Below are 20,995 nucleotides of genomic sequence, written 5' to 3' on the forward strand. Positions count from 1 at the left end.
AATCAATGAAATTGATTCTTTCTAGGCGAATGTATCATTCATCACAAAGCTTCATCAGCGACAAAGTCGCACCTCTTCGCCTCCTGAAATAAAGCATAGGAAAATTAATCCTTTGCGTCAAAAAACTCTCACCTCAAAGCTATACAACAAAAAAAATGTCACTCCATAACTGAATAGGAGTGACACCAATATTTTTAAAGTTTCAACTGTCTTATTTTCTTCCTCTCGGCAGACCTTTCAGTTCTTCTTTAAGCTTTTCGTTTTCTTCTTTTAACAGAGCGATATAGTTTTGTAAGTTTTCAATAATAGCCCCCGGAATATTATCATAGTTATTCTGGTTGGTAATTACACCAGCAGAAGATGACCTGTCATTAAATACAGGGTGATCATTATTGATAATTACCGCAGGTTCGTCTTCTTCATAAATGTCCTCAAAAGGTACATCCAGAAAACGGGCAAGCTTGTCCCATTCATCTTTTACGATCCTTACATCACCACTTTCTTTTCTGCTGTAATTGGATACATCCGTTGCGATAAAGTCCGCTACCTGCTGTTGAGTGTAGCCTTTTTGCTTTCTGATGACGCGTAATTTTTCTTTTTGCATGACCGACATTTTATACAAAAATGGCAAAAAAGCAGAAGCTATACAATAAAAAGTAGAAAAAAATATGTGATAAAGAATAAGATTAAAGATAAAAGGAAGCCAGACTTAAAAACACAAATATTATCCTATGTAATTGTTGAAAATTTTCTTCGTACTAGCCATTTATTTCGCAATAACTTCCGATTGATCAAAGATTGTGGGTAAGAGTAGGTATTTAAACCTATAAGGTTTTTATTCATTATGAAAATTTAATGAACAAGAACATTTCGACTTCGCTCAATATTAGATTTTCAGCAAGGATGGGAGCTTAATCTTTATTAAAATATTCCCGCAGATCACACGAATTGCACAGATTTTTATCATCTGCGTAATCAGCAAATCAGCGAGATAAAGAATAAAAACACAGCCTGCAGTTTTATCGGGGATAAAATCCTTGAGCCTTACAATACATAGTATTCAAAAAAATAGTGCCTCTGCGTTTTTCCAACCTTTCTTCAGATAAAAAAAGACTGCTTCAAAATGAAACAGTCTTTTTTATATTATTTTTCCAGTTGCTTATAGCTTCTCTGTATAAAATCTGTCAGGTCTTTTCCTTTCAGTAAGTTTTGTGAAAGCTTGGCAAGATCCAGCGCATATTTGATTAAGTTTTCTTTCTCTTCAGTATTCTCAGTTTTTAAGATCTGATTGGAAAGCTCGCTGTTGGAGTTCACCACAAGATTGTACATCTCCGGGAAACCGCCCATTCCAAACATGCCGCCTCCACCTGTAGCCTGCATTTCCTTCATTCTTCTCATGAATTCCGGCTGGGTAATGGTGAACGGAGCATCATTGCTGTCAAGGTCTTCAAGCTGAACCGTAAATTTAGAATCCTGAATAGCTTCTTCTACGTTCTTTTTCAATGACTCTTTTTCCGTTTCATTCAGTTTTGAAATTACCGGCTCGTCTTTTTTGATAAGGTTATTAACATGATCAGCATCTACTCTTGCAAATGAAATATTTTCTTTTGAAGTTTCCAGTTTCTGAATCACGTGTGAAATGATAGGAGAGTCTAATAACAGAACTTCATATCCTTTATCTCTTGCAGACTGGATGTAGCTGTGCTGCTCATCAGCATTGGTAGCATACAATACAACCAGTTTGTTATCTTTATCGGTTTGGCTTGGCTTTATTTTTTCTACCAGTTCATCCCAAAGGAAATATTTACCGTCGGTTGTAGGATACAATGTGAATTTGTCTGCCTTTTCAGCAAATTTCTCTTCAGTAATGATTCCGTACTCGATTACGATTTTAATGTCGTTCCATTTTTTCTCATAGTCTTCACGGTTTTCATTGATTAAAGAAGCCATTTTGTCGGCTACTTTTTTCGTGATGTAAGATGAAATTTTCTTTACCGCACCATCTGCCTGAAGATAAGAACGGGAAACGTTCAATGGAATATCCGGAGAATCAATAACTCCTCTCAGAAGCATCAGGAAGTCCGGAACGATCCCTTTTACTTCATCCGTTACGAATACCTGGTTTTGATATAATTGAATTTTATCTTTGTCGATATTCAGGTTGTTGCTCAACTTAGGAAAGAACAGAATTCCGGTAAGATTGAAAGGATAATCAACATTCAGGTGGATGTTGAATAATGGTTCTTCAAACTGCATTGGATACAGTTCATGATAGAACTTCATATAATCCTCATTGGTTAGTTCGCTTGGAGCGATTGTCCATGCTGGTACCGGATTGTTGATAATATTGTCTACCTCTTCCGTTTCAGCTACCGCATCCTCCGGAGCATCTTCCGGTAATGGAAGTGTATGTGTTTTTGTCCCGAATTTAATCGGAACAGGCATAAATTTGTTATACTTTAATAACAGTTCACGGATTTTTGTTTCTTCTAAAAACTCTACCGAATCTTCAGCAATATGAAGAATAATTTCTGTTCCTCTGTCAGTTTTATCGGTAGTTTCCTCAAGTGTAAATTCCGGACTTCCGTCACAAATCCAACGTACTGCCGGCTCATCTTTATAAGATTTTGTAAGAATTTCTACCTTTTCTGCCACCATAAATGCAGAGTAAAATCCAAGACCGAAATGTCCGATAATCCCTGAATCTTTAGCAGAATCCTTATATTTTTCCAGAAACTCTTCAGCTCCTGAGAAAGCAACCTGGTTGATGTATTTTTCAACTTCTTCAGCCGTCATCCCAATACCCTGGTCAATGATGCGTAAAGTTTTCTGGTCTTTATCAATTTTAACTTCAAGTTTCGGATTTCCGTACTCTACTTTTGCTTCACCAATGCTTGTTAAATGTTTTAATTTTAAAGTAGCATCAGTAGCATTGGAAATCAATTCTCTTAAGAATATTTCGTGGTCACTGTAAAGAAATTTTTTAATAAGGGGGAAAATGTTTTCCACAGATACATTAATATTTCCTTTAGTCATCATATTTTATATTTTAATTGTTCAAAATACTTCTCAAAAAAAATACCATGAAGAAGAAAGTGACAGAATGACATTTTTTCAACCTGATGTGGTCTTGTCGTATGATTTTGTCAAAGAAATATCTTACTTTTAATTCTTAAAATATTTTAAAAATGAAGTTGAAATGTACAGTTTTTATTCTGCTCATCATGGCCTCCTGGGTATATGGACAGAAGAAGCCTTTAGATCACTCTGTTTATGACAGTTGGCAGAATATAGGATCAAGAAAAATCTCAAATGATGGAAAATGGATTGCCTATTCGGTAGATGCTCAGGAAGGAAATTCTGAGCTTTCTTTATATTCCGTTAAAAATAAGACCACAAAAAAGTTTGAAAGAGCTGCAAAAGTGGACTTTACCAATGATTCCAGGTTTGCTGTTTTTCAGATCCGTCCGCAGTATAAAGATATAAAAGCAGTAAAAGATAAAAAACTGAAGAAAAATAAATTAACGAAAGACAGCCTTGCTATCGTTGATTTCTTCAATGATAAAACAGAGAAGATTCCTAATGTAAAAGGATTTAAAATTCCTGAAAAGGAAGGCTCCTACATTGCTTATCTTCTTGAAAATACAAAGGATAAATCTGCAGATGACAATGCTGATAAAGATGATGGAGACGAAAACAAAGATGAAGACAAAAATGTAAAACCATTACAATTGGTAGTACGAAATTTATTGGATGGAAAAAGTACAACCTATGATAATGTGGTACGTTATGAGTTCAGTAAAAATGGGAAGCAGCTTGTTTTTGTGACAAAAAAGCCAGACGAGAAAAAAGATAAGAAAGAAGGGAAAGATTCAGCAGATGAAAAATCTGCAGATAAAAAAGATACAGACAAGTCAAAGCCGAAAAAATATGCATTTCAAACCGTGCAGGTAGTTGATCTGCAAAAAGGAACTGTAAATAAAATTTCTGAAATGGAAGGCGATTTTTCGCAGTTGTCTTTTGATGAAGAAGGAAGTCAATTGGCTTATGTGGGAACTTCTTCTGCACAGAATGACCTGGTAAAACTGTATCAGCTGTATTACTTTAATTTTAAAGGAAACAAAAAAGAAATTGTTACCAATGAAAATGCTCAGATGAAAAAGAATTGGGTGATTTCTGAAAATCGGTTGCCTTTGTTCAGTAAAAATGGGAAACAGCTGTATTTCGGTGTTGCTCCCAAACCTGTTGCAAAAGATACAGCAATGATTGCGAATGACCATGCTGTAGTAGATGTGTGGAACTATAGAGATGATTATCTGCAAACGGTACAGCTAAAAGAATTGAAAAATGACCTGAAGAAATCATATGCTGCAGTAATGCAAACAGAAAAACCGGATTTCTTCAGAAATATTGATGGAGAAGACTTGGACACTTTACGTTTGGTAAATGAAGGGAATGCTGAATTTGCACTTGGTATTACAAGCTTAAACAACCGTATTTCTTCACAATGGGAAGGCGCTACAAAGAAAACGTATTTCCTGATTGATAATAAAACGGGAGACAGAACTGAAATTATTCAAAATCTGAATGGAGCAGCAGCTGTATCTCCGCTTGGTAAATTTGTCGTAATCTTTGACAGAGAAAAAGGAAAGTGGCTGAGTTATAATGTAAAAACAAGGCAAACCCTTCCATTAAATACCAGCCTACCTGTTTCCTTCGTTGATGAGGAATTTGATATGCCGGATTTTCCAAATTCTTATGGTATTGCATCCTGGACCGATAATGATGAATCTGTGATTATCAGAGACCGTTATGATCTTTGGGAGTTTTTCCTGAACGGTTCAAAAAAGCCGAGAAATATTACCAATGGATTCGGACGTAAACATAAAATAACATTTGATACTTACGATCTGGATAAAGATATTAAAAGCTTAAACAGAAAATCAGCCATTTATTTATCAGCATTTGATAATACATCCAAGGCGAACGGAATTTTTAAAACATCCATTCACTCAAACACTGACCCTGTAAAAATTCAAATGGAAAATGTATGGGGGTATCGAACTCTTCAAAAAGCAAAGAATGCTGAGAAATATATTTTGGTAAAGGAATCATACACAGATTCACCCAATGTTTTTGCAACATCAGATTTCTCAGAACAGCAAAAACTGAGCAATACCAATCCACAGCAAAATCAATATAACTGGGGAACAGATGAATTGGTAAACTGGACTACACCCAAAGGAAATACTTCTACAGGAGTTTTATACAAACCGGAAGATTTCAATCCGAATAAAAAATATCCGATGATTGTTTATTTCTACGAGAAACTTTCGGATAATTTAAACCGTTATGTAGCACCTGCTCCCACACCTTCAAGATTAAATATTTCTTATTTTGTGAGTAACGGATATCTGGTTTTTACTCCTGATATTTCTTACACGGATGGTTTCCCGGGAGAATCTGCCATGGAATACATTAATTCCGGAGTTGAAAAGCTAAAGCAAAATTCCTGGGTGGATGGTACTAAAATAGGAATTCAGGGACAAAGTTGGGGAGGTTACCAGGTAGCCTATCTTATTGCACACACGAATATGTATGCCGCAGCATGGAGTGGTGCTCCTGTTGTCAACATGACTTCTGCCTATGGAGGAATCCGATGGACTTCCGGAATGAACAGACAGTTCCAGTATGAAAAATCGCAGAGCAGGCTAGGAAAGAATCTGTGGGATGCTCCGGATCTTTATATTAAGAACTCTCCGCTCTTTACCATTAATCAGGTAAAAACTCCGGTAGTTATTATGAGTAATGATAAAGATGGAGCAGTGCCCTGGTATCAGGGAATTGAAATGTTTACCGCATTACGCCGTCTCGGAAAACCCGTATGGCTTCTGAATTATAATGGTGATGATCATAACCTTATAAAACGCCAGAACAGAAAAGATATTCAAATCCGCGAACAGCAGTTTTTTGATTATTATCTTAAAGGGGCAAAAGCTCCGGTCTGGATGACAAAAGGCATCCCGGCAACCCAAAAAGGAAAAGATTGGGGATTTGAGCTGACAGATGATAAGCCTAATTAATAAAATTCCGGCGGAGCCAAAGGCTCCGCCGGAATTTTTTATTATAAAAGCAATGAAAAAGAAACTGACACAATGGCATTTTTTTTATGATGGGCCTGTTCAGCACTTTTATTATATTTACTGCCAATTATAAATAACAGTATGGGAATCTTTGATTTTTTTAAGAAGAAAAATAACAGTCAGGAAAATGTAAGCACTCCGGTTCAGGAAATGGAAATGCCGGAAGAAAAAATAGTAGAGGAAGTGGCGGAAGAAGTTGTGGAAACAATACCGGAAATCCCTTCGCAGCCGGTAGAAGAGCCGAAAGTAAGTGAAGAATATGAAAAAATCAGGATTTATAATGATTATATCGTGTATTCTATAGCCCTTCAGCTAAGAGGTGAGTATACGCCTCTTTCAGCTTTTGAAAAAGAAAACGGTGAGGTAGAAGGCTTTGCATATATGGTTACTGAAGATGCTTATGCACTTTCTCCACAGCAGGCAATTGCAAAAATGGAAGAAAAGTTTGAAAGTGAGCTTCTGGAAGGTAAGATTAAATCGTATATGATCCTGTATCATTCTCAGTTTGATCATAACGGTAATCACACTCCGGCCATGCAGGAAGGGGAGTTCAAGGGAATTTCTCTTGCTTATCACTTTGCTGGTGATCAGAAGAAGAAAACAGGGTTGCCTTATATTTTCGAAAACCAGAATATTACTTATAAAGGTTTCGCAGAGTTTTCTCATGAAGAAAATAATGCAATTATGAATCATCAGTTGATTGAGGGACAAAATTATTTCCAGAATACAGAAGGAATTGCAGCGCCTGAAACGACTAATGAAGCAGGAATCATCATCAGAAAATCGAATGTTCATAACCTGATGAATACATGGAGTGGAATTTTTGGTCATCAGAATTTCCAGACTAAAGATTACGGTCAGTATCTTAATGCTATTTTGACACAGTCTGAATCTTCTGATCCATCAGTTGATATGAAGAGCAAAACAGAATTTGATGGGGTAACATTTAAAACTACTTTAACGGAGGAATTAAGCATTATCATTCCGGAAGTAAAAACTGATTATACTCTGGATTTTGAAACAAGATCCATCAGAGAATGGGAAAATGCCTTGGATTTACAGGCGATTGTAGCAGGACCTGCCAGAGAAACTTTTGGGGTTTGGTTCTTTGCGACAGATTATGCTGAAAACAAAAATACCTACATGACACAGCCTCATCTGAAGGTAAATGTCAGTGGAATTGTATTCATCCTTGACGTTCACACGAACACGGATTTACCTGATGGTACTAAAATGAGTGACGATTTCACTACCTATGCACCAAGTCAGGATCTTCCTAATTATGCATGCTTTGACTTTATTGCTCAGCTTGTAGACTTTAAAGAAACTGAATTGCTTGAAGATAAAAGTGTTAAAGGATATATTTTGAAACTGAAGCTCATCACCCATGAAGAGAATGAAGATTTCTTTACCATTGATGCTTTTGTGAACAAAGAGAATATGAGAATGGAAACGCTTACAAAAGGAATGAAGGTAACCGGAGCTCTTCAGCTTCAAGGTAAAATTGCCGGATAATTTTTAAAACATAAAATTCAAGAGGTTGTTCTACGGAATAACCTCTTTTAATTATGAGATCCGAAAGTTGGTTCCAGGGATGCAAAGCGTTGCGGCTTTGTCGCTGATTAAGTTTTGGGATTATACATTTGCTTAAAAGGGGCAATGAAATTGATTCCACCTTTGCTCCCTCTAAAATTATACCATGAATAAATAAAAACTTTGCGTTTTAAAAAATATTTGAAACAAAAAAGGCAGTCCTAGACTGCCTTTTCTATATTTTTCTGAAAAATTATTTGTTTTTCATTTCTTCCTTGATCTTACCTTCCAATTCTTCAGCAAGATCCGGATTGTCTCTTAAAACATCTTTTACAGCATCACGTCCCTGACCTAGTTTAGTCTCTTCGTAGCTGAACCAAGACCCGCTTTTCTTTACGATTCCCATATCTACTGCAGTATCAAGAATTTCTCCTACTTTAGAAACTCCTTCACCATACATGATATCGAATTCTGCCTGCTTGAAAGGAGGTGCTACTTTGTTTTTCACAATTTTCACTTTCACACGGCTACCGATAGCTTCATCACCTTGTTTGATAGGTGCACTTGCTTTTCTGATATCAATTCTTACAGAAGCATAGAACTTCAAAGCATTACCTCCGGTAGTCGTTTCAGGGTTTCCGAACATAACACCAATCTTTTCTCTCAACTGGTTGATGAAAATCACTGTACATTTTGTTCTTGAAATAGTAGCTGTAAGCTTTCTCAATGCCTGAGACATTAATCTTGCATGAAGACCCATTTTAGAATCTCCCATTTCACCTTCAATTTCTGCTTTTGGGGTAAGAGCAGCCACAGAGTCAATGACAACGATATCAATAGCTCCTGAACGGATAAGGTTATCTGCAATTTCTAAAGCTTGCTCACCGTTGTCTGGCTGAGAAATGATCAGGTTTTCAAGATCAATTCCTAATTTTGCAGCATAAGTTCTGTCGAAAGCGTGTTCTGCATCAATAAATGCTGCAATACCACCTGCTTTTTGAGCCTCAGCAATAGCATGAAGGGTTAATGTTGTTTTACCTGAAGATTCCGGACCATATATTTCAATGATTCTTCCTTTTGGATATCCGCCAATACCTAAGGCAATATCCAAACCTAAAGAACCGGAAGGAATTACTTCAATAGTATTGTCTATAGATTCATCACCTAAAGTCATTACTGTTCCCTTTCCATATGTTTTATCTAGCTTGTCAAGCACTAAAGCAAGTGCTTTTTTCTTATCGTCAATGTTACTCATCTCTATTAAAATAATTTCTCAAAAATACATAATTTATATATCAAAAACTAATATTATTTGTCTCTGAAAGCTGTTTTTAGAGTTAAAAAATGATAAAATTTTATAAGTGATCTCCTTCATAACGAAGCAGATGCATAATGTGGTATGGGTGATGGAAAAAATTGCGATCTATTAGGTAGGTTGGGATGCTGGAAGCTGGAAGAAAGGAGTTATTGATGTCCGTAAAATATATTGAACTTAGCTATTACTTTTACTAAGTGAGATTTATAGTCCAATATAAACTTCCAGCCTCCAACTTCCGGCTTCCTGACTTATTACCTTAATGAAAATTTGAGTTTTTAGTGATGGCAAGATAATCTTCCAGTACTTTCATCTGGTCCTTATTTCCTCTTTGTATTCTGACATTGCGGCTTACAAGACTGTCATAAATTTTGTTGAAAAGTATTTTAGATTTTGGAAACAGATTTCTGAAAGGAACTTCCGGAATTTGTAATCTTTTACACACCTCGTCATCCAACAAAAACCAGGTGCAGCAGACGTGTAGATATTTCAAATTTTTTCTTTGAAATTCATATTTTAAAATAGGATTTTCCAATGATTCATCCAGCAGAGAATGAGCCAGAAGAACAGAATCTTTATCCGAAGGCGGCTGAACAGAAGTCCATAAATAAAAATATTCCGTTGCCTGTTTCTTATCATCAGGAAGAAGCTGCTCCGGAATTCCCAAAAGATAACCTACATATTTCCAGAGATGAAAAATTCCCTGTTCCTCTTCAACAGAAAAACTATTTCCTAATTTTTTAAGGCTATGAAGGAATACCAGACTGAACCCGATATATGTTGCCATCATGTCCCATGAATTGATAGGTTCTCCCCAGTTTTCTGTATCCCAGTCTTTATAATGTTTTTTAATAGAAAGTCTTGCGTAAGAATGAATCAGACGGGTTTTTATAGCAAATTCATACCCTTTTGCATGAACTTCCAGTGCATTGTAGCGGGTGGCATTCACCCAGAAATCCAATGTTTCTGAAAGACGTTTCACAGCACCTTTCTTCAATGCTTCTGTAACAATAAGCGGTTTGTTGAGGTAAGCATAATCGTAACCACCGATCAGACAATAATCTCTCAGCGAGATCAGAGAATCGAGGTTGCTTCTCATACAAAGTTCAACTCCGCTTTTGAGAAGGTTATAATCCAGCCATTGAGGAACTTTTTGGGTCTGACGGAACAATTTTTTTACACTTTCAGGAACATCATCAGTTTCCGAAACCCCGTTTCTGATGTATTGCTCGATTTCTTTCGAAGCTTCATGAAATTTTTTAGTGAAATAAACATCTCTTACCACCTCGTCACCGGTTTCATCCACATGATGAAAATAGGGCGCAAATTTTTCAAAATGCTCAAAACTCACTTCAGCTCCGGAAAATTCAATAAGCTGTTTTCCGTTGCCATGTTCCCAAAAGTCTCTGAAGTGGGGAGCGTCTTTAAAACGGGGTTGTATCATGTTCATTCCTTTACCTATAAAAATACAAGTTTTATGCTGAAATGTTTTGGTGAGATTTGTCAGCTATCCAAGAAGAACTTTCTTGAAAATACCACAAACGGGTAATTTACTTGTGTTTATATAATTTGAAACTTTGTGTAAAACAAAACTAATAACCATGGAAGCTCAGAGTTTAAAATGGCTTTCAGAATTTTAACTAAAAGATTAATCTAAAAAATATATAATCATGAAAACAAAAATTTTATTATTGTTACTGTTTTGTTCAGGGTTGGCTTTTAGTCAAGTCACAATTAAAGAAAATGAAATTATGATAGATGTTGATTCGAATGTAAAATCATTTGAAACAGTTATTGAATATATTAAGGAAAATCATGGTAAAAATAAGTATAATATTATTGCACCCAATCCCAAAGGCTATAGTATTTCAATTAAAAAAAATGCTAATATGCAACCTGTATTACAATTTGATAAAGCAGAATCAAATAAAGGTGTTAAGATTAATAAAGATAAAGTCGGGGAGATTACCTTTAAACGTAATACAGAACTGACAATTACAATTACTACTACTGATAAAGATCCTGTAGAAAAAGTTTACAAGATAAAAACTCAGACTGATTGGATGTGGACTACAACATTTGGTGCCAATGCGATTTTTTATACCAATCATAATCGATTTATTTCACAGACTGACAACGGATTACAAAAAGTAACCGAGATCCAGAGTAATAAGACGATAGAACTTATGCCCACAGTTATGTTTAATTTCATGGATTATCAGGATACTATTTCTTATGGATTTACAGGAGGTTTGGGAATTAATTTTGAAGAAATTGCTGTTTTTGCAGGTCTGTCTTTAGGAATAGGACAGAATATTATTTTGACAGGAGGTGTTGGTGTTCATAAGCAGACTCTGCCCAATGCCAATTACTTTATAGGACAAACGATTGATAGTTCTGTAACCAATGATAATTTAAATGAATCGCAATATCGTATTAACCCTTTTATTGGAATTTCTTTTCGATTAGATAAAAATCCATTTAAAAAATAAAATAACAAAAAAACCTTCCCATCGGGAAGGTTTTATATTACTTATTGCTTATCGCTCATTACTAATTATAAAGAAGTGGCTTGTACAGGCATATTCACTACAGAAATTTTACTTGGAAGAATAGTGTACAGAGTCATATTTTATATTTTGAATTCATTTCTGTATTCTATCAATATTGATCAGGTCCATGATAGCCAAATAATTCAAATATATAAAAACCTAAAATCAAAGCATAAATTACAGATAATATGGTGATGGTTAATACCGCAATATTATTTCTACTTTGTTTAGTGAAAAATTTTATAAAACCGTAAGAGATTATTCCCAGACCTATAGCAAAAATATAAAAGATGCGACCGGAATATATGATTTGTAACCCCCATAGTATTCCACCAATAGTTCCACCGATAATTCCTCCTAAGATACTTCCAATGATGGTGCTGGGTTTAATTTCTAAATCCCTTTTTGTTGCTTCTACTTCTGTAGAAGTATTTTCTATGATTTGTTGTATTTCATCTGAGGCTAAGACTTCTGAAGTCAAAGCGTAATTGATGTCATTTTTTGTCAGTCCATTTAAATACAATTCCGCAGCAGTATTCTTTATCCTTGATTTTTCCATTTCCTTTGCTACAATTTTATCATACCGATCGGTAAGAGATCGTATTCCACCTTTTTTTTCTATGACAATATCTATGGCTTGTTTGGCATCATCTGTATATTTATTTTTATTTAAATAGACTTCCATTAATTCCGGATCAGAATACTGAGAATATCTTTCAATAAGTTCATTGAGCATGGTTTAAATTTTAGGAGTTAATTTAAACAAAAAAACCTTCCCATCGGGAAGGTTTTTATATTGCTTATTGCTTATCGCTCATTACTTATTATAAAGAAGCAGCATGTACAAGCATATCCACTAACTTGTTAGAGTAACCCATTTCGTTGTCATACCAAGAAACAAGTTTCACGAAGTTAGGAGAAAGCATGATACCGGCATCTTTGTCGAAAATAGAAGTTCTCTTATCTCCAACGAAGTCCTGAGATACTACAGCTTCTTCAGTATATCCTAGGATACCTTTCAATTCACCTTCAGAAGCAGCTTTGATTACTGAACAGATTTCTTCATAAGAAGCAGCCTTTTCAATTCTCACTGTTAAATCTACTACAGAAACATCAACAGTTGGTACTCTGAAAGACATACCTGTTAATTTTCCGTTTAATGAAGGGATTACTTTTCCTACCGCTTTAGCAGCACCTGTAGAAGAAGGAATGATGTTGTTCAGAGCAGCTCTACCACCTCTCCAGTCTTTCATTGAAGGACCGTCAACAGTTTTCTGAGTAGCTGTTGTAGCGTGTACAGTGGTCATTAAACCTTCTACGATTCCGAAGTTATCGTGGATTACTTTAGCTAAAGGAGCTAAACAGTTTGTAGTACAAGAAGCGTTTGATAAAATTTTGATATCATCAGTAAGTTCCTTGTGGTTTACACCCATTACAAACATTGGAGTATCATCTTTAGAAGGAGCAGAAAGAATTACTTTCTTAGCACCTGCTGTAATATGTTTTGCAGCGCTTTCTTTATCCAGGAATAAACCAGTTGATTCTACTACGTAATCTGCACCGATTTCATTCCATTTTAGGTTGCTTGGATCTTTTTCAGCAGTTACTCTGATTCTTTTCCCGTTTACTACAAGATCGTTTCCTTCTACAGAAACCTCACCTGGGAAAATACCGTGTACAGAGTCATATTTTAACATGTAAGCCATGTATTCTGCATTGATTAGGTCATTGATTCCTACAACTTCAATGTTGTCTCTTTCAGTCATTGCTCTGAAAACAAGACGTCCAATTCTACCAAAACCGTTGATACCTACTTTAATTGTTGACATAATAGTTTGTTTTTATTAGATTATAAAAATAATTAGATTGCTAAAATTTCTGAAATCAGTAAAAGATCTTTATTGATTTCATTATGCTTTTTAATGGCTTCTTCAATCGGCGTATACGTCAGATCATTGGAACGCATTCCTGCCATTACATTGGTTTGTCCTTCCATAAGTCCTGTTACAGCACCATAACCAAGTCTGCTTGCCAAAACACGGTCTGCACAGCTTGGAGAACCTCCTCTCTGCATATGTCCCAGAATAGCTACACGGATGTCATAATCAGGGAAGGTCTGTTTGGTTTTTTCTGCAAGTTCGTAAACATTGGCTAGCTTTTCACCTTCCGCTACCACAACAATACTGGACGATTTTCCTGTTTTCTCAGCATTTCTGAATTTTGTGAAAAGCTCATCGATACTGTCTTTTTTCTCAGGAATTAGAATATCCAGTGCTCCGGCAGCCAATCCACTGTTTAAAGCAATAAAACCAGCATCACGACCCATTACTTCCACAAAGAAAACTCTGTTGTGAGAAGTTGCCGTGTCACGGATCTTATCAATGGCATCCATTGCAGTATTCAATGCCGTGTCGTATCCGATGGTATTATCAGTTCCGAAAATATCATTATCGATCGTTCCCGGGATACCGATTACTCTGATTCCGAACTCTTCATTAAAGATTTTGGCACCGGTAAAGGTTCCGTCTCCTCCAATACAAACCAATCCGTCAATTCCCAGCTTTACACAATTGTCGTAAGCTTTCTGACGGCCTTCTTTTGTTCTGAACTCAGCGGATCTGGCAGATTTTAGAATCGTTCCACCCTGGTTGATTATATTTTTTACGGAACGAGCTCCCATTTTCAGGAAATCATCATTGATAAGGCCGTTGTAGCCTTCTCTCACCCCATAGCATTCGATATCATAGTAGTTGGCGGTTCTTACTACCGCTCTTAACGCCGCATTCATACCCGGAGAGTCACCTCCTGAAGTAAGAACTGCAATTTTTTTTACAGCACTCTCTTTCATCAAGTAAAAAATTTCGAACACAAATTTACAAAAACAAGTTCAGATAATCGTAGTAAGTTTCCAATAGTTTTGAATATAAATTATTAAAAGCTTCTGAAGTTTGTAGGTTTAAAAAAATATCGCGCAGTTTTTGTTTCCGAAGCATTCACATCAAGGTCGTACCAAGGCGTAAAATAGGGATTAAACGGATTTGAAAGCACATGAATCGATTGTGCCGGAGTGAATCCTTCACTTAATAAGAATAATCTTTTTCCTTCTTTATTCCGGCAGACACCGGAAATAAAAACAATATGGCCGGGACTTCCCGGTGTAATCAGTATATCTCCTGTCTTCAGATCTGAATTTTTAGTAACCGGTTTTGTTTCTTTATTTAATGAAATCGTTCCTGCATAATTAAAAATGACATCCAGATAATTTCTGAAACTCTGATAAGAATCATCAGAAGCTGCGGCTTTTCTGAAGCTCACAGAATTTCCGCTGACAAAAGCTCTTGTTCCGTTTTTATAATCATTCCAGCCGAAAAGATCACCACTGGTGAAATGAAATTTAATTTCGTTAAATTTTTTCGCTTTATAAAGATATTCAGCTCTCATACGGATTACCGCATCAGCACATTGTTGTAGATCTTTATTTCCGGTATCAATATCAAAGACTGCTTCATGAAGATGCTGAGTAGAAATAGGTTTTCCATCATATTTTACAATCTGGCTGCCATAAGGTGTCAACTTAAAATTTTCAATAAAATGGCCGAAAGAACCAGATTTTTCATCAATCCATTCGTAGCCTTCAGGAGGAGAAAATCTCTCCCGGATAGTATTTTTATTTTTATTGATTTTTAAAGCGTTTTCAGCAATTAAGTGCTCATTTTTATCCGGTTCCGGAAGTAAACGGTCTGAGAGTTTTTCTTTTGTACAGCCAGTGAAGATGAGAATAGCAGTGATTCCTGTGATAACTTTTTTCATGCGTTTTTTAGTTGAAACAAATATCTCTTTTTTTTCACGTACCGGCAAATAGAAGATCTGAAAATCTGCAATATGTAAACCCGTTTTATGCTTCTTTATGTTCAGGAATCAGTAATTTGCCCCAATCATTCAGATGCCAGAGGATCTTCACCAGTTTTTCACCAAGTTCTGTCAACGTATATTCAACCCTTGGGGGAAGTTCATTAAAAGACTGTTTGGTTAAAATACCATCATCTACCATCTCAGTCAGTTGTTGATTTAAAACCCTTCGGTCTACTTTTGCAATGCCTCGTAAAAATTCGCTGGGACGTTTTTTTCCTTCATTAATCTGCCAGACAATAGGAATTTTCCATTTTCCGCTGATGGTATTGACAGCAACTTCCAACGGACAGATTTTATTTTCTTCAGCTCTTTCCTTTATTTCCATAAAATTGACTTTTTTATCCCTATGGGTGAAAAATATGCGGTATTGTTTTTATCCGCCTACTTTCAGACTTTTGTAAAGATAATCATTAAATAGTATGACAGAAAAACGAAAAGGAGCCCGTTCCATCAAAGATATTCCACCGGATATTCTGGATCAGCTGAACAGAGGAGAAATCGAAACCGCCAATCTCACAGAATGGCTGGCTGTAGACCAAAAGCTGCTGCTGGAAAATCTGCTTTTGCAAAATAATCGTAAAGAATATCTTATACCTGTTTTAGAAAATGTAAACCAGCTGAAAAAACAGACTGTTAATTCTATTAATGAAACAATAGGAATCGGTTTACTAGATCTTGCTGTAAAAAATAAAGATGATCAATTTCTATTAAAATTATCTGTTCATCAGGCAGATCTTGTTCGTTGCTGGGCAGCTTATACCATTGGAAGAAATAATAATTTACAGCTTAAAGAAAAATTAGACAAAATTCAATCATTCGCTTCAGACACTCACTTTGGAGTAAGGGAAATCTGCTGGATGACAGTACGACCGGATATCGCCAGAAATCTAGAGGAAAGTATAGAGATTTTATCAGCATGGACGGTACATAAGAATGAAAACGTGAGACGATTTGCCAGTGAATCTACAAGACCGAGAGGAGTTTGGTGTGAGCATATTGATGCTTTAAAAGAAAATCCCGGGCTAGGACTGGAAATTCTGGAACCATTACGGTCAGATTCCTCCAGATATGTACAGGACAGTGTTGGAAATTGGCTCAATGATGCCAGCAAATCACAACCCGAATTTGTAGTGGAAATCTGTGATGAATGGCTTCGGGAAAGTCCTACAAAAGAGACGCAGTATATTGTAAAGAAAGCTCTGCGAACCCTTAAAAAGTGAGAGTTATCCACAAAACAAAAATATTGATATATTATCTTAGTCTGTATATAGCATATTTTCAGGTGTTTAAATTGTGTTTTCAAACCCCAAATCATCGTTGAATAGCTAATTATCTACGTGATTTTTGAATGAAAATAAGAGTGAAAAAAATCTTATGTTAACGGAATGTTAACTGAAAAAAGTTATCCACAATATGAGTTTTCGATGAATGTGGATTATATCTTTCATAAAATGAGAGGGTTAAATAATGATCCCGAAAAAAGGACTTGAAATCACGTGTTTTTTCGCCGAAATAAAAAGTTATCCACAATATGGAATTATTGATTCAATGTTGGATTGATGTATCATGAGAATCTCAGGATCGTTATTGATAAAAGTCTGCGTTATCTGCTCAATCAGTGTGAAACAGTATTGAATTTTTTGAAAATGCAGTTACCATTTTTCCGTCAGATATTTCCAGTATCTTTTAGGAACATGCTGAATATGGAGTTTCATATTTTTTCTTTCTACAATATTGGTTTTTGTGAAATAACGCTGCCACAGAACCTGGTAACTTTTTTCTTCATCATCAAACTTTTGCTGATAATTATTGAAATCAATTTTTTCATCAGGGTAGAAAAATTCGCAATCGTTGAGGTCATACAGGAGGCCATAGTTTCTCCGGAGATCGTAGATCATCCACTTCTGATCCTGATAACGATTTTTAAAATGTTTTCTGATTAAAGGAAGAACATTAAAATCGGGATCTATTTTGGAGAAAAAAACACCATCCTGCATTTTTTCAAAGCGCACAAAAGCAGTCATTCTGTGCCTTTCCCTGTCTACCGACTTGCAGATTTTTGAAATTTTTAAAATATCAGCGTCAGCAAAGTTCTCCAGAATATTATCTTGCGGATGTTTTACAGACTGCCTTACCGCAGATAAGATAAGGTTTTCCAGCTCCGGATCCTCGGATAAAAAAACTTTTAAAAGTTTGTAAACGCCCTGTTTTCCTATATTCTGCTCCAGTTTATTTAAAACTCTTTCCGACTTGTCCGGTTGAGTAATTACTTCATGTATTTCTGCAAAAATATTTTCCTGATGAAATCTTTCTCTGCTTGCAATCTCCACCTCTTTATAACGGTATTCGAAAACTTCAAATACCGCAGTGAAAAGACCATCAAAACTTTCATCATAGAGTAGGGTTGTCATGTGTTGAGTGTAAAAATTTAAAGTTTGGTTGGGTTGTCATTCTGAACGAAATAAAATGAAGTGAAGAATCTAGAGATTCTTCCTTTGTCAGAATGACAATAATGCTGCTATGTTTTTGCATAATAAATTAGTGACCATTTGTGAAAAACATTAGTGTCATTAGTGTTTATTAAAACTGTTCAGAAATATTAAAACCATTAAGAATGATTTAAGAAATAAAGTAAAGTTAAGATAAATCATTCTGATTTTTAAGCTTAAAGCAAAACTCATCTTAATACTCTCAACACCTTAATAGAATCTTAATGTTTCAAAAAATAACATTTAAACAGATCATTAAAACAAAGTCAGCTGTTGCGAAAACTGGTTATGAAATTTGGATGAGCTTCCGCCTATGAGCAGTTTCCTGAAATTTTTATCCGTTAAATACTTCAGGTAGGCATTTCCCGCAGTAAAATCAATAAAATATTTTGCCCGGTTAACAGCCGCTCCCAGTTTTTTCAAATGATCCATCGTTAAAACCTGAAAACGTCTTGCACTGATAATTTTCTGAGCTGTTTTCACTCCGATTCCGGGAATTCTTAAAATTGTTCGATATTCTGCAGTCTGGAGATTCACCGGAAACTGGTCCAGATTCCGCAATGCCCAGCTCAATTTCGGATCCATTTCCAGATCGAGGAAAGGGACATTCGGATCTAAAATTTCTTCCGCTTTAAAACCATAAAATCTCATCAGCCAGTCCGACTGATACAATCGGTTTTCCCTAAGCATAGGAACTTCTGTGGTTAAAGAAGGTAATCTCTGATCTTCCAAAACCGGAACATATCCGGAATAATACACTCTTTTCAGATTAAAGTTTTTATAAAAGTGATCCGCAACTTTAATGATCTGCAGATCATTTTCATTGGTTGCACCCACAATCATCTGGGTCGACTGTCCGGCCGGAGCAAACTTGGGAACTTTTTTCAGAATTTTCTTTTCATCCTTATATTGAATGATCCCTTTTTGAATATACCGCATCGGGCTGATCATATCCTGTCTGTTCTTTTCTGGAGCCAGCAGTTTTAATCCGCTTTCTGTAGGAATTTCAATATTGACGGATAAACGGTCTGCATACAACGCGGCCTCCTGCATCAGATCATCACTTGCTCCGGGAATAGATTTCAAATGAATATATCCGTTAAAGTTTTCTTCCAGACGCAGCTTTTTGGCCACTCTTACCAATCTTTCCATTGTAGTATCTGCATTTTTGAAAATTCCTGAACTCAGGAATAAACCTTCAATATAATTCCTGCGGTAAAAGTTAATGGTAAGGTCTACCACTTCTTCTACCGTAAAAGCAGCTCTTTTAATATCGTTGGAACTTCTGGAAACACAGTAAGCACAATCGTAAATACAATGGTTGGTCAACAGAACTTTAAGCAGCGAAACACATCGTCCGTCTTCTGTATAGGTATGACAGATCCCGCTTGCAGAACTATCTCCTAACGCTCCTTTTTTATTCTTTCTTGTCCCTCCGCTTGATGAACAGGAAACATCATATTTTGCTGCATCAGCAAGGATTTCAAGCTTTTCTTTAAGACGGTCAAAATTCATAATTAAAATGATTTGATATGTTTTGTATCTGAATTGTATTTTAATTTTGTTCAAATTTAGTTCCAAAATTGATAAAAGTCAATCTTTTTTCATAGAAGTTATCAACAAAAAAGAGTCTCAAAATCATTATATTTACGGCTCATTAAAGTTTATATCATGAATCATAAACCAATCGAAGGTTTTTCCAAGCTTCCAAAGCAGGGGAAAATCGAATGGCTCGTAAACGAATATCTTGAAGGAAACCAGGAATATCAAAATATATTAAAACAATACTGGAATGATGATGCAGATCTTCAGAAGCTTCACGAAGAATTTTCTGAAAACACCATTTCCAACTTTTATATGCCGTACGGAATTGCTCCGAACTTTTTAATCGATGGAAAATTGTTGGCACTCCCAATGGCCGTTGAAGAAAGTTCTGTAGTGGCTGCCGCTTCCAAGGCTGCAAAATTCTGGATCGACAAAGGAGGTTTTAAAACAACCATTATCAACACTGAAAAGCTGGGGCATACCCACTTTATTTTTAATGTAGAACCCCACAAATTATTACATTTCTTTAATTTCAGTTTAAAGAAAAAATTATTTGAAACCACTGAGGATATTACATCCAACATGAGAAAACGTGGCGGAGGTATTTTAAATATCAGCCTGGTGGATAAGACCGCAGAAATGCCGAATTATTACCAGCTGAAAGCAAGCTTTGATACAGTAGATTCAATGGGAGCAAACTTTATCAACTCATGTCTTGAGCAGTTTGGAAAAACCCTGAGACAGGAAGTGGCTACCAGCGAAGACTTTACTCAGGAAGAAAAGAATTCATTACAGATTGTTATGAATATTCTTTCCAACTTTACCCCTGACTGTATCGTAAGAGCTGAGGTTTCATGTAAAATGGAAGATTTAAAAGACGACAGCGGAATTTCTCCTGAAGAATTTGCTTCTAAATTCAAACAGGCAGTTACCATTGCAGAAATTGAACCTTACCGTGCGACCACTCATAATAAAGGAGTCATGAATGGAGTAGATGCAGTTGTAATCGCTACAGGAAATGATTTCAGAGCTACTGAAGCTTGTGCACACGCCTATGCAGCGAGAGACGGACAGTACCGATCTTTAACGCACTGTACAACAGATAACGGAGTGTTCAGATTCTGGATTGATCTTCCTATTTCTGTAGGAGTTGTAGGAGGACTTACCAATCTTCACCCTTTGGTAAAATTCTCGTTAGCGCTACTTGGAAAACCTTCTGCACAGGAACTGATGAGCATTCTTGCTGTTTCAGGTCTTGCACAGAACTTTGGAGCATTACGTTCATTGGTAACTACAGGAATTCAGAAAGGACATATGAAAATGCACTTATTGAATATTCTGAATCAGTTGGGAGCAACCGAAGAAGAAAAGCAGCACTTTGTAACGTATTTCAAAGATAAGACGGTCAGCCACCATGAGGTGATCAATGAATTTAACAGAATGAGAGGAAACTAATGTTACAAATCATTTTGCCCATTGTATTTCTTCTTTTTGGATTCTTTTTAA

The 20,995-nt window shown here is 36.0% G+C and carries 16 protein-coding genes; 5 read left to right on the forward strand and 11 right to left on the reverse strand.

The genetic code is table 11. The features are described 5' to 3' along the window. Window positions 1-211: 211 nt before the first annotated feature. Both J2786_RS10995 and htpG read right to left on the reverse strand, forming a co-directional pair. Window positions 212-604 carry a helix-turn-helix transcriptional regulator gene (locus J2786_RS10995; RefSeq protein ID WP_047435112.1) on the reverse strand — a complete coding sequence of 131 codons (393 nt, stop codon included), beginning with the start codon at window positions 602-604 and terminating at the stop codon, window positions 212-214. A 539-nt stretch (window positions 605-1,143) separates the two neighbouring features. Next, the gene (gene htpG / locus J2786_RS11000) at window positions 1,144-3,036 is read right to left on the reverse strand and encodes a molecular chaperone HtpG (RefSeq protein ID WP_047435109.1); all 1,893 of its coding nucleotides are present in this window, start codon (window positions 3,034-3,036) and stop codon (window positions 1,144-1,146) included. A 152-nt stretch (window positions 3,037-3,188) separates the two neighbouring features. On the opposite strand from htpG, the gene J2786_RS11005 reads away from it, so the two are divergent. Together J2786_RS11005 and J2786_RS11010 are read left to right on the forward strand one after the other, a co-directional pair. Then, complete coding sequence (locus tag J2786_RS11005; RefSeq protein WP_047435105.1) at window positions 3,189-6,083, forward strand: alpha/beta hydrolase family protein; 2,895 nt, start codon at window positions 3,189-3,191, stop codon at window positions 6,081-6,083. Between the two features lie 141 nt (window positions 6,084-6,224). Then, window positions 6,225-7,658 carry a hypothetical protein gene (locus J2786_RS11010; RefSeq protein WP_047435102.1) on the forward strand — a complete coding sequence of 478 codons (1,434 nt, stop codon included), beginning with the start codon at window positions 6,225-6,227 and terminating at the stop codon, window positions 7,656-7,658. A gap of 271 nt (window positions 7,659-7,929) precedes the next feature. Here the strand turns inward: J2786_RS11010 and recA are convergent, their stop codons facing one another. Beyond that, a complete protein-coding gene (gene recA / locus J2786_RS11015) occupies window positions 7,930-8,931 on the reverse strand; it encodes a recombinase RecA (protein ID WP_034694853.1) in 1,002 nt (333 codons plus the stop codon). A 319-nt stretch (window positions 8,932-9,250) separates the two neighbouring features. After that, the gene (locus tag J2786_RS11020; protein WP_047435099.1) at window positions 9,251-10,435 is read right to left on the reverse strand and encodes an oxygenase MpaB family protein; all 1,185 of its coding nucleotides are present in this window, start codon (window positions 10,433-10,435) and stop codon (window positions 9,251-9,253) included. 226 nt (window positions 10,436-10,661) lie between these two features. Here J2786_RS11020 and J2786_RS11025 point away from each other — a divergent pair, with 226 nt between their 5' ends. Next, window positions 10,662-11,483, forward strand: coding sequence for a hypothetical protein (locus J2786_RS11025; RefSeq protein ID WP_047435096.1), 822 nt, complete (start codon window positions 10,662-10,664; stop codon window positions 11,481-11,483). A 169-nt stretch (window positions 11,484-11,652) separates the two neighbouring features. Here J2786_RS11025 and J2786_RS11030 read toward each other — a convergent pair whose 3' ends face one another. The 5 genes from J2786_RS11030 to J2786_RS11050 all read right to left on the reverse strand — a co-directional run bounded on the left by J2786_RS11030 (window position 11,653) and on the right by J2786_RS11050 (window position 15,780). Then, window positions 11,653-12,279: a hypothetical protein gene (locus J2786_RS11030; RefSeq protein ID WP_047435093.1), complete on the reverse strand. Its 627-nt coding sequence runs from the start codon at window positions 12,277-12,279 to the stop codon at window positions 11,653-11,655. A gap of 88 nt (window positions 12,280-12,367) precedes the next feature. Beyond that, entirely contained in the window at window positions 12,368-13,372 is a 1,005-nt protein-coding gene (gene gap, locus J2786_RS11035) for a type I glyceraldehyde-3-phosphate dehydrogenase (protein ID WP_034694859.1), read from the reverse strand. A 32-nt stretch (window positions 13,373-13,404) separates the two neighbouring features. Further along, window positions 13,405-14,391, reverse strand: coding sequence for a 6-phosphofructokinase (pfkA, locus tag J2786_RS11040; RefSeq protein WP_034694860.1), 987 nt, complete (start codon window positions 14,389-14,391; stop codon window positions 13,405-13,407). An 83-nt stretch (window positions 14,392-14,474) separates the two neighbouring features. Further along, window positions 14,475-15,353: a DUF4846 domain-containing protein gene (locus tag J2786_RS11045; RefSeq protein WP_047435090.1), complete on the reverse strand. Its 879-nt coding sequence runs from the start codon at window positions 15,351-15,353 to the stop codon at window positions 14,475-14,477. Window positions 15,354-15,438: 85 nt separating this feature from the next. Next, window positions 15,439-15,780: a winged helix-turn-helix transcriptional regulator gene (locus tag J2786_RS11050; protein ID WP_047435087.1), complete on the reverse strand. Its 342-nt coding sequence runs from the start codon at window positions 15,778-15,780 to the stop codon at window positions 15,439-15,441. Between the two features lie 94 nt (window positions 15,781-15,874). On the opposite strand from J2786_RS11050, the gene J2786_RS11055 reads away from it, so the two are divergent. Continuing rightward, window positions 15,875-16,675 (forward strand): DNA alkylation repair protein, encoded by an 801-nt coding sequence (locus tag J2786_RS11055; protein ID WP_047435084.1) that lies wholly within the window; start codon window positions 15,875-15,877, stop codon window positions 16,673-16,675. A 432-nt stretch (window positions 16,676-17,107) separates the two neighbouring features. Here the strand turns inward: J2786_RS11055 and J2786_RS11060 are convergent, their stop codons facing one another. Both J2786_RS11060 and J2786_RS11065 read right to left on the reverse strand, forming a co-directional pair. Further along, window positions 17,108-17,866, reverse strand: a complete 759-nt coding sequence (locus J2786_RS11060; protein ID WP_047435081.1) for a TIGR03915 family putative DNA repair protein — start codon at window positions 17,864-17,866, stop codon at window positions 17,108-17,110. Window positions 17,867-18,199: 333 nt separating this feature from the next. After that, window positions 18,200-19,459, reverse strand: coding sequence for a putative DNA modification/repair radical SAM protein (locus J2786_RS11065; protein ID WP_047435079.1), 1,260 nt, complete (start codon window positions 19,457-19,459; stop codon window positions 18,200-18,202). A 156-nt stretch (window positions 19,460-19,615) separates the two neighbouring features. Here J2786_RS11065 and J2786_RS11070 point away from each other — a divergent pair, with 156 nt between their 5' ends. After that, window positions 19,616-20,944, forward strand: a complete 1,329-nt coding sequence (locus tag J2786_RS11070; RefSeq protein ID WP_047435076.1) for a hydroxymethylglutaryl-CoA reductase, degradative — start codon at window positions 19,616-19,618, stop codon at window positions 20,942-20,944. Window positions 20,945-20,995 lie beyond the last annotated feature (51 nt).

Source organism: Chryseobacterium vietnamense, from assembly GCF_031454475.1.
GTDB lineage: Bacteria > Bacteroidota > Bacteroidia > Flavobacteriales > Weeksellaceae > Chryseobacterium > Chryseobacterium vietnamense.

Bases quoted from the DNA above. Each gene is read 5' to 3' on its own strand.
- J2786_RS11045 (WP_047435090.1), bottom strand. From the start codon at position 15,353: ATGAAAAAAGTTATCACAGGAATCACTGCTATTCTCATCTTCACTGGC.
- J2786_RS11065 (WP_047435079.1), bottom strand. From the start codon at position 19,459: ATGAATTTTGACCGTCTTAAAGAAAAGCTTGAAATCCTTGCTGATGCA.
- J2786_RS11030 (WP_047435093.1), bottom strand. From the start codon at position 12,279: ATGCTCAATGAACTTATTGAAAGATATTCTCAGTATTCTGATCCGGAA.
- J2786_RS11020 (WP_047435099.1), bottom strand. From the start codon at position 10,435: ATGATACAACCCCGTTTTAAAGACGCTCCCCACTTCAGAGACTTTTGG.
- J2786_RS11005 (WP_047435105.1), top strand. From the start codon at position 3,189: ATGAAGTTGAAATGTACAGTTTTTATTCTGCTCATCATGGCCTCCTGG.
- J2786_RS11025 (WP_047435096.1), top strand. From the start codon at position 10,662: ATGAAAACAAAAATTTTATTATTGTTACTGTTTTGTTCAGGGTTGGCT.
- J2786_RS11055 (WP_047435084.1), top strand. From the start codon at position 15,875: ATGACAGAAAAACGAAAAGGAGCCCGTTCCATCAAAGATATTCCACCG.
- J2786_RS11010 (WP_047435102.1), top strand. From the start codon at position 6,225: ATGGGAATCTTTGATTTTTTTAAGAAGAAAAATAACAGTCAGGAAAAT.
- htpG (WP_047435109.1), bottom strand. From the start codon at position 3,036: ATGACTAAAGGAAATATTAATGTATCTGTGGAAAACATTTTCCCCCTT.
- J2786_RS10995 (WP_047435112.1), bottom strand. From the start codon at position 604: ATGCAAAAAGAAAAATTACGCGTCATCAGAAAGCAAAAAGGCTACACT.
- pfkA (WP_034694860.1), bottom strand. From the start codon at position 14,391: ATGAAAGAGAGTGCTGTAAAAAAAATTGCAGTTCTTACTTCAGGAGGT.
- gap (WP_034694859.1), bottom strand. From the start codon at position 13,372: ATGTCAACAATTAAAGTAGGTATCAACGGTTTTGGTAGAATTGGACGT.
- J2786_RS11050 (WP_047435087.1), bottom strand. From the start codon at position 15,780: ATGGAAATAAAGGAAAGAGCTGAAGAAAATAAAATCTGTCCGTTGGAA.
- recA (WP_034694853.1), bottom strand. From the start codon at position 8,931: ATGAGTAACATTGACGATAAGAAAAAAGCACTTGCTTTAGTGCTTGAC.
- J2786_RS11070 (WP_047435076.1), top strand. From the start codon at position 19,616: ATGAATCATAAACCAATCGAAGGTTTTTCCAAGCTTCCAAAGCAGGGG.
- J2786_RS11060 (WP_047435081.1), bottom strand. From the start codon at position 17,866: ATGACAACCCTACTCTATGATGAAAGTTTTGATGGTCTTTTCACTGCG.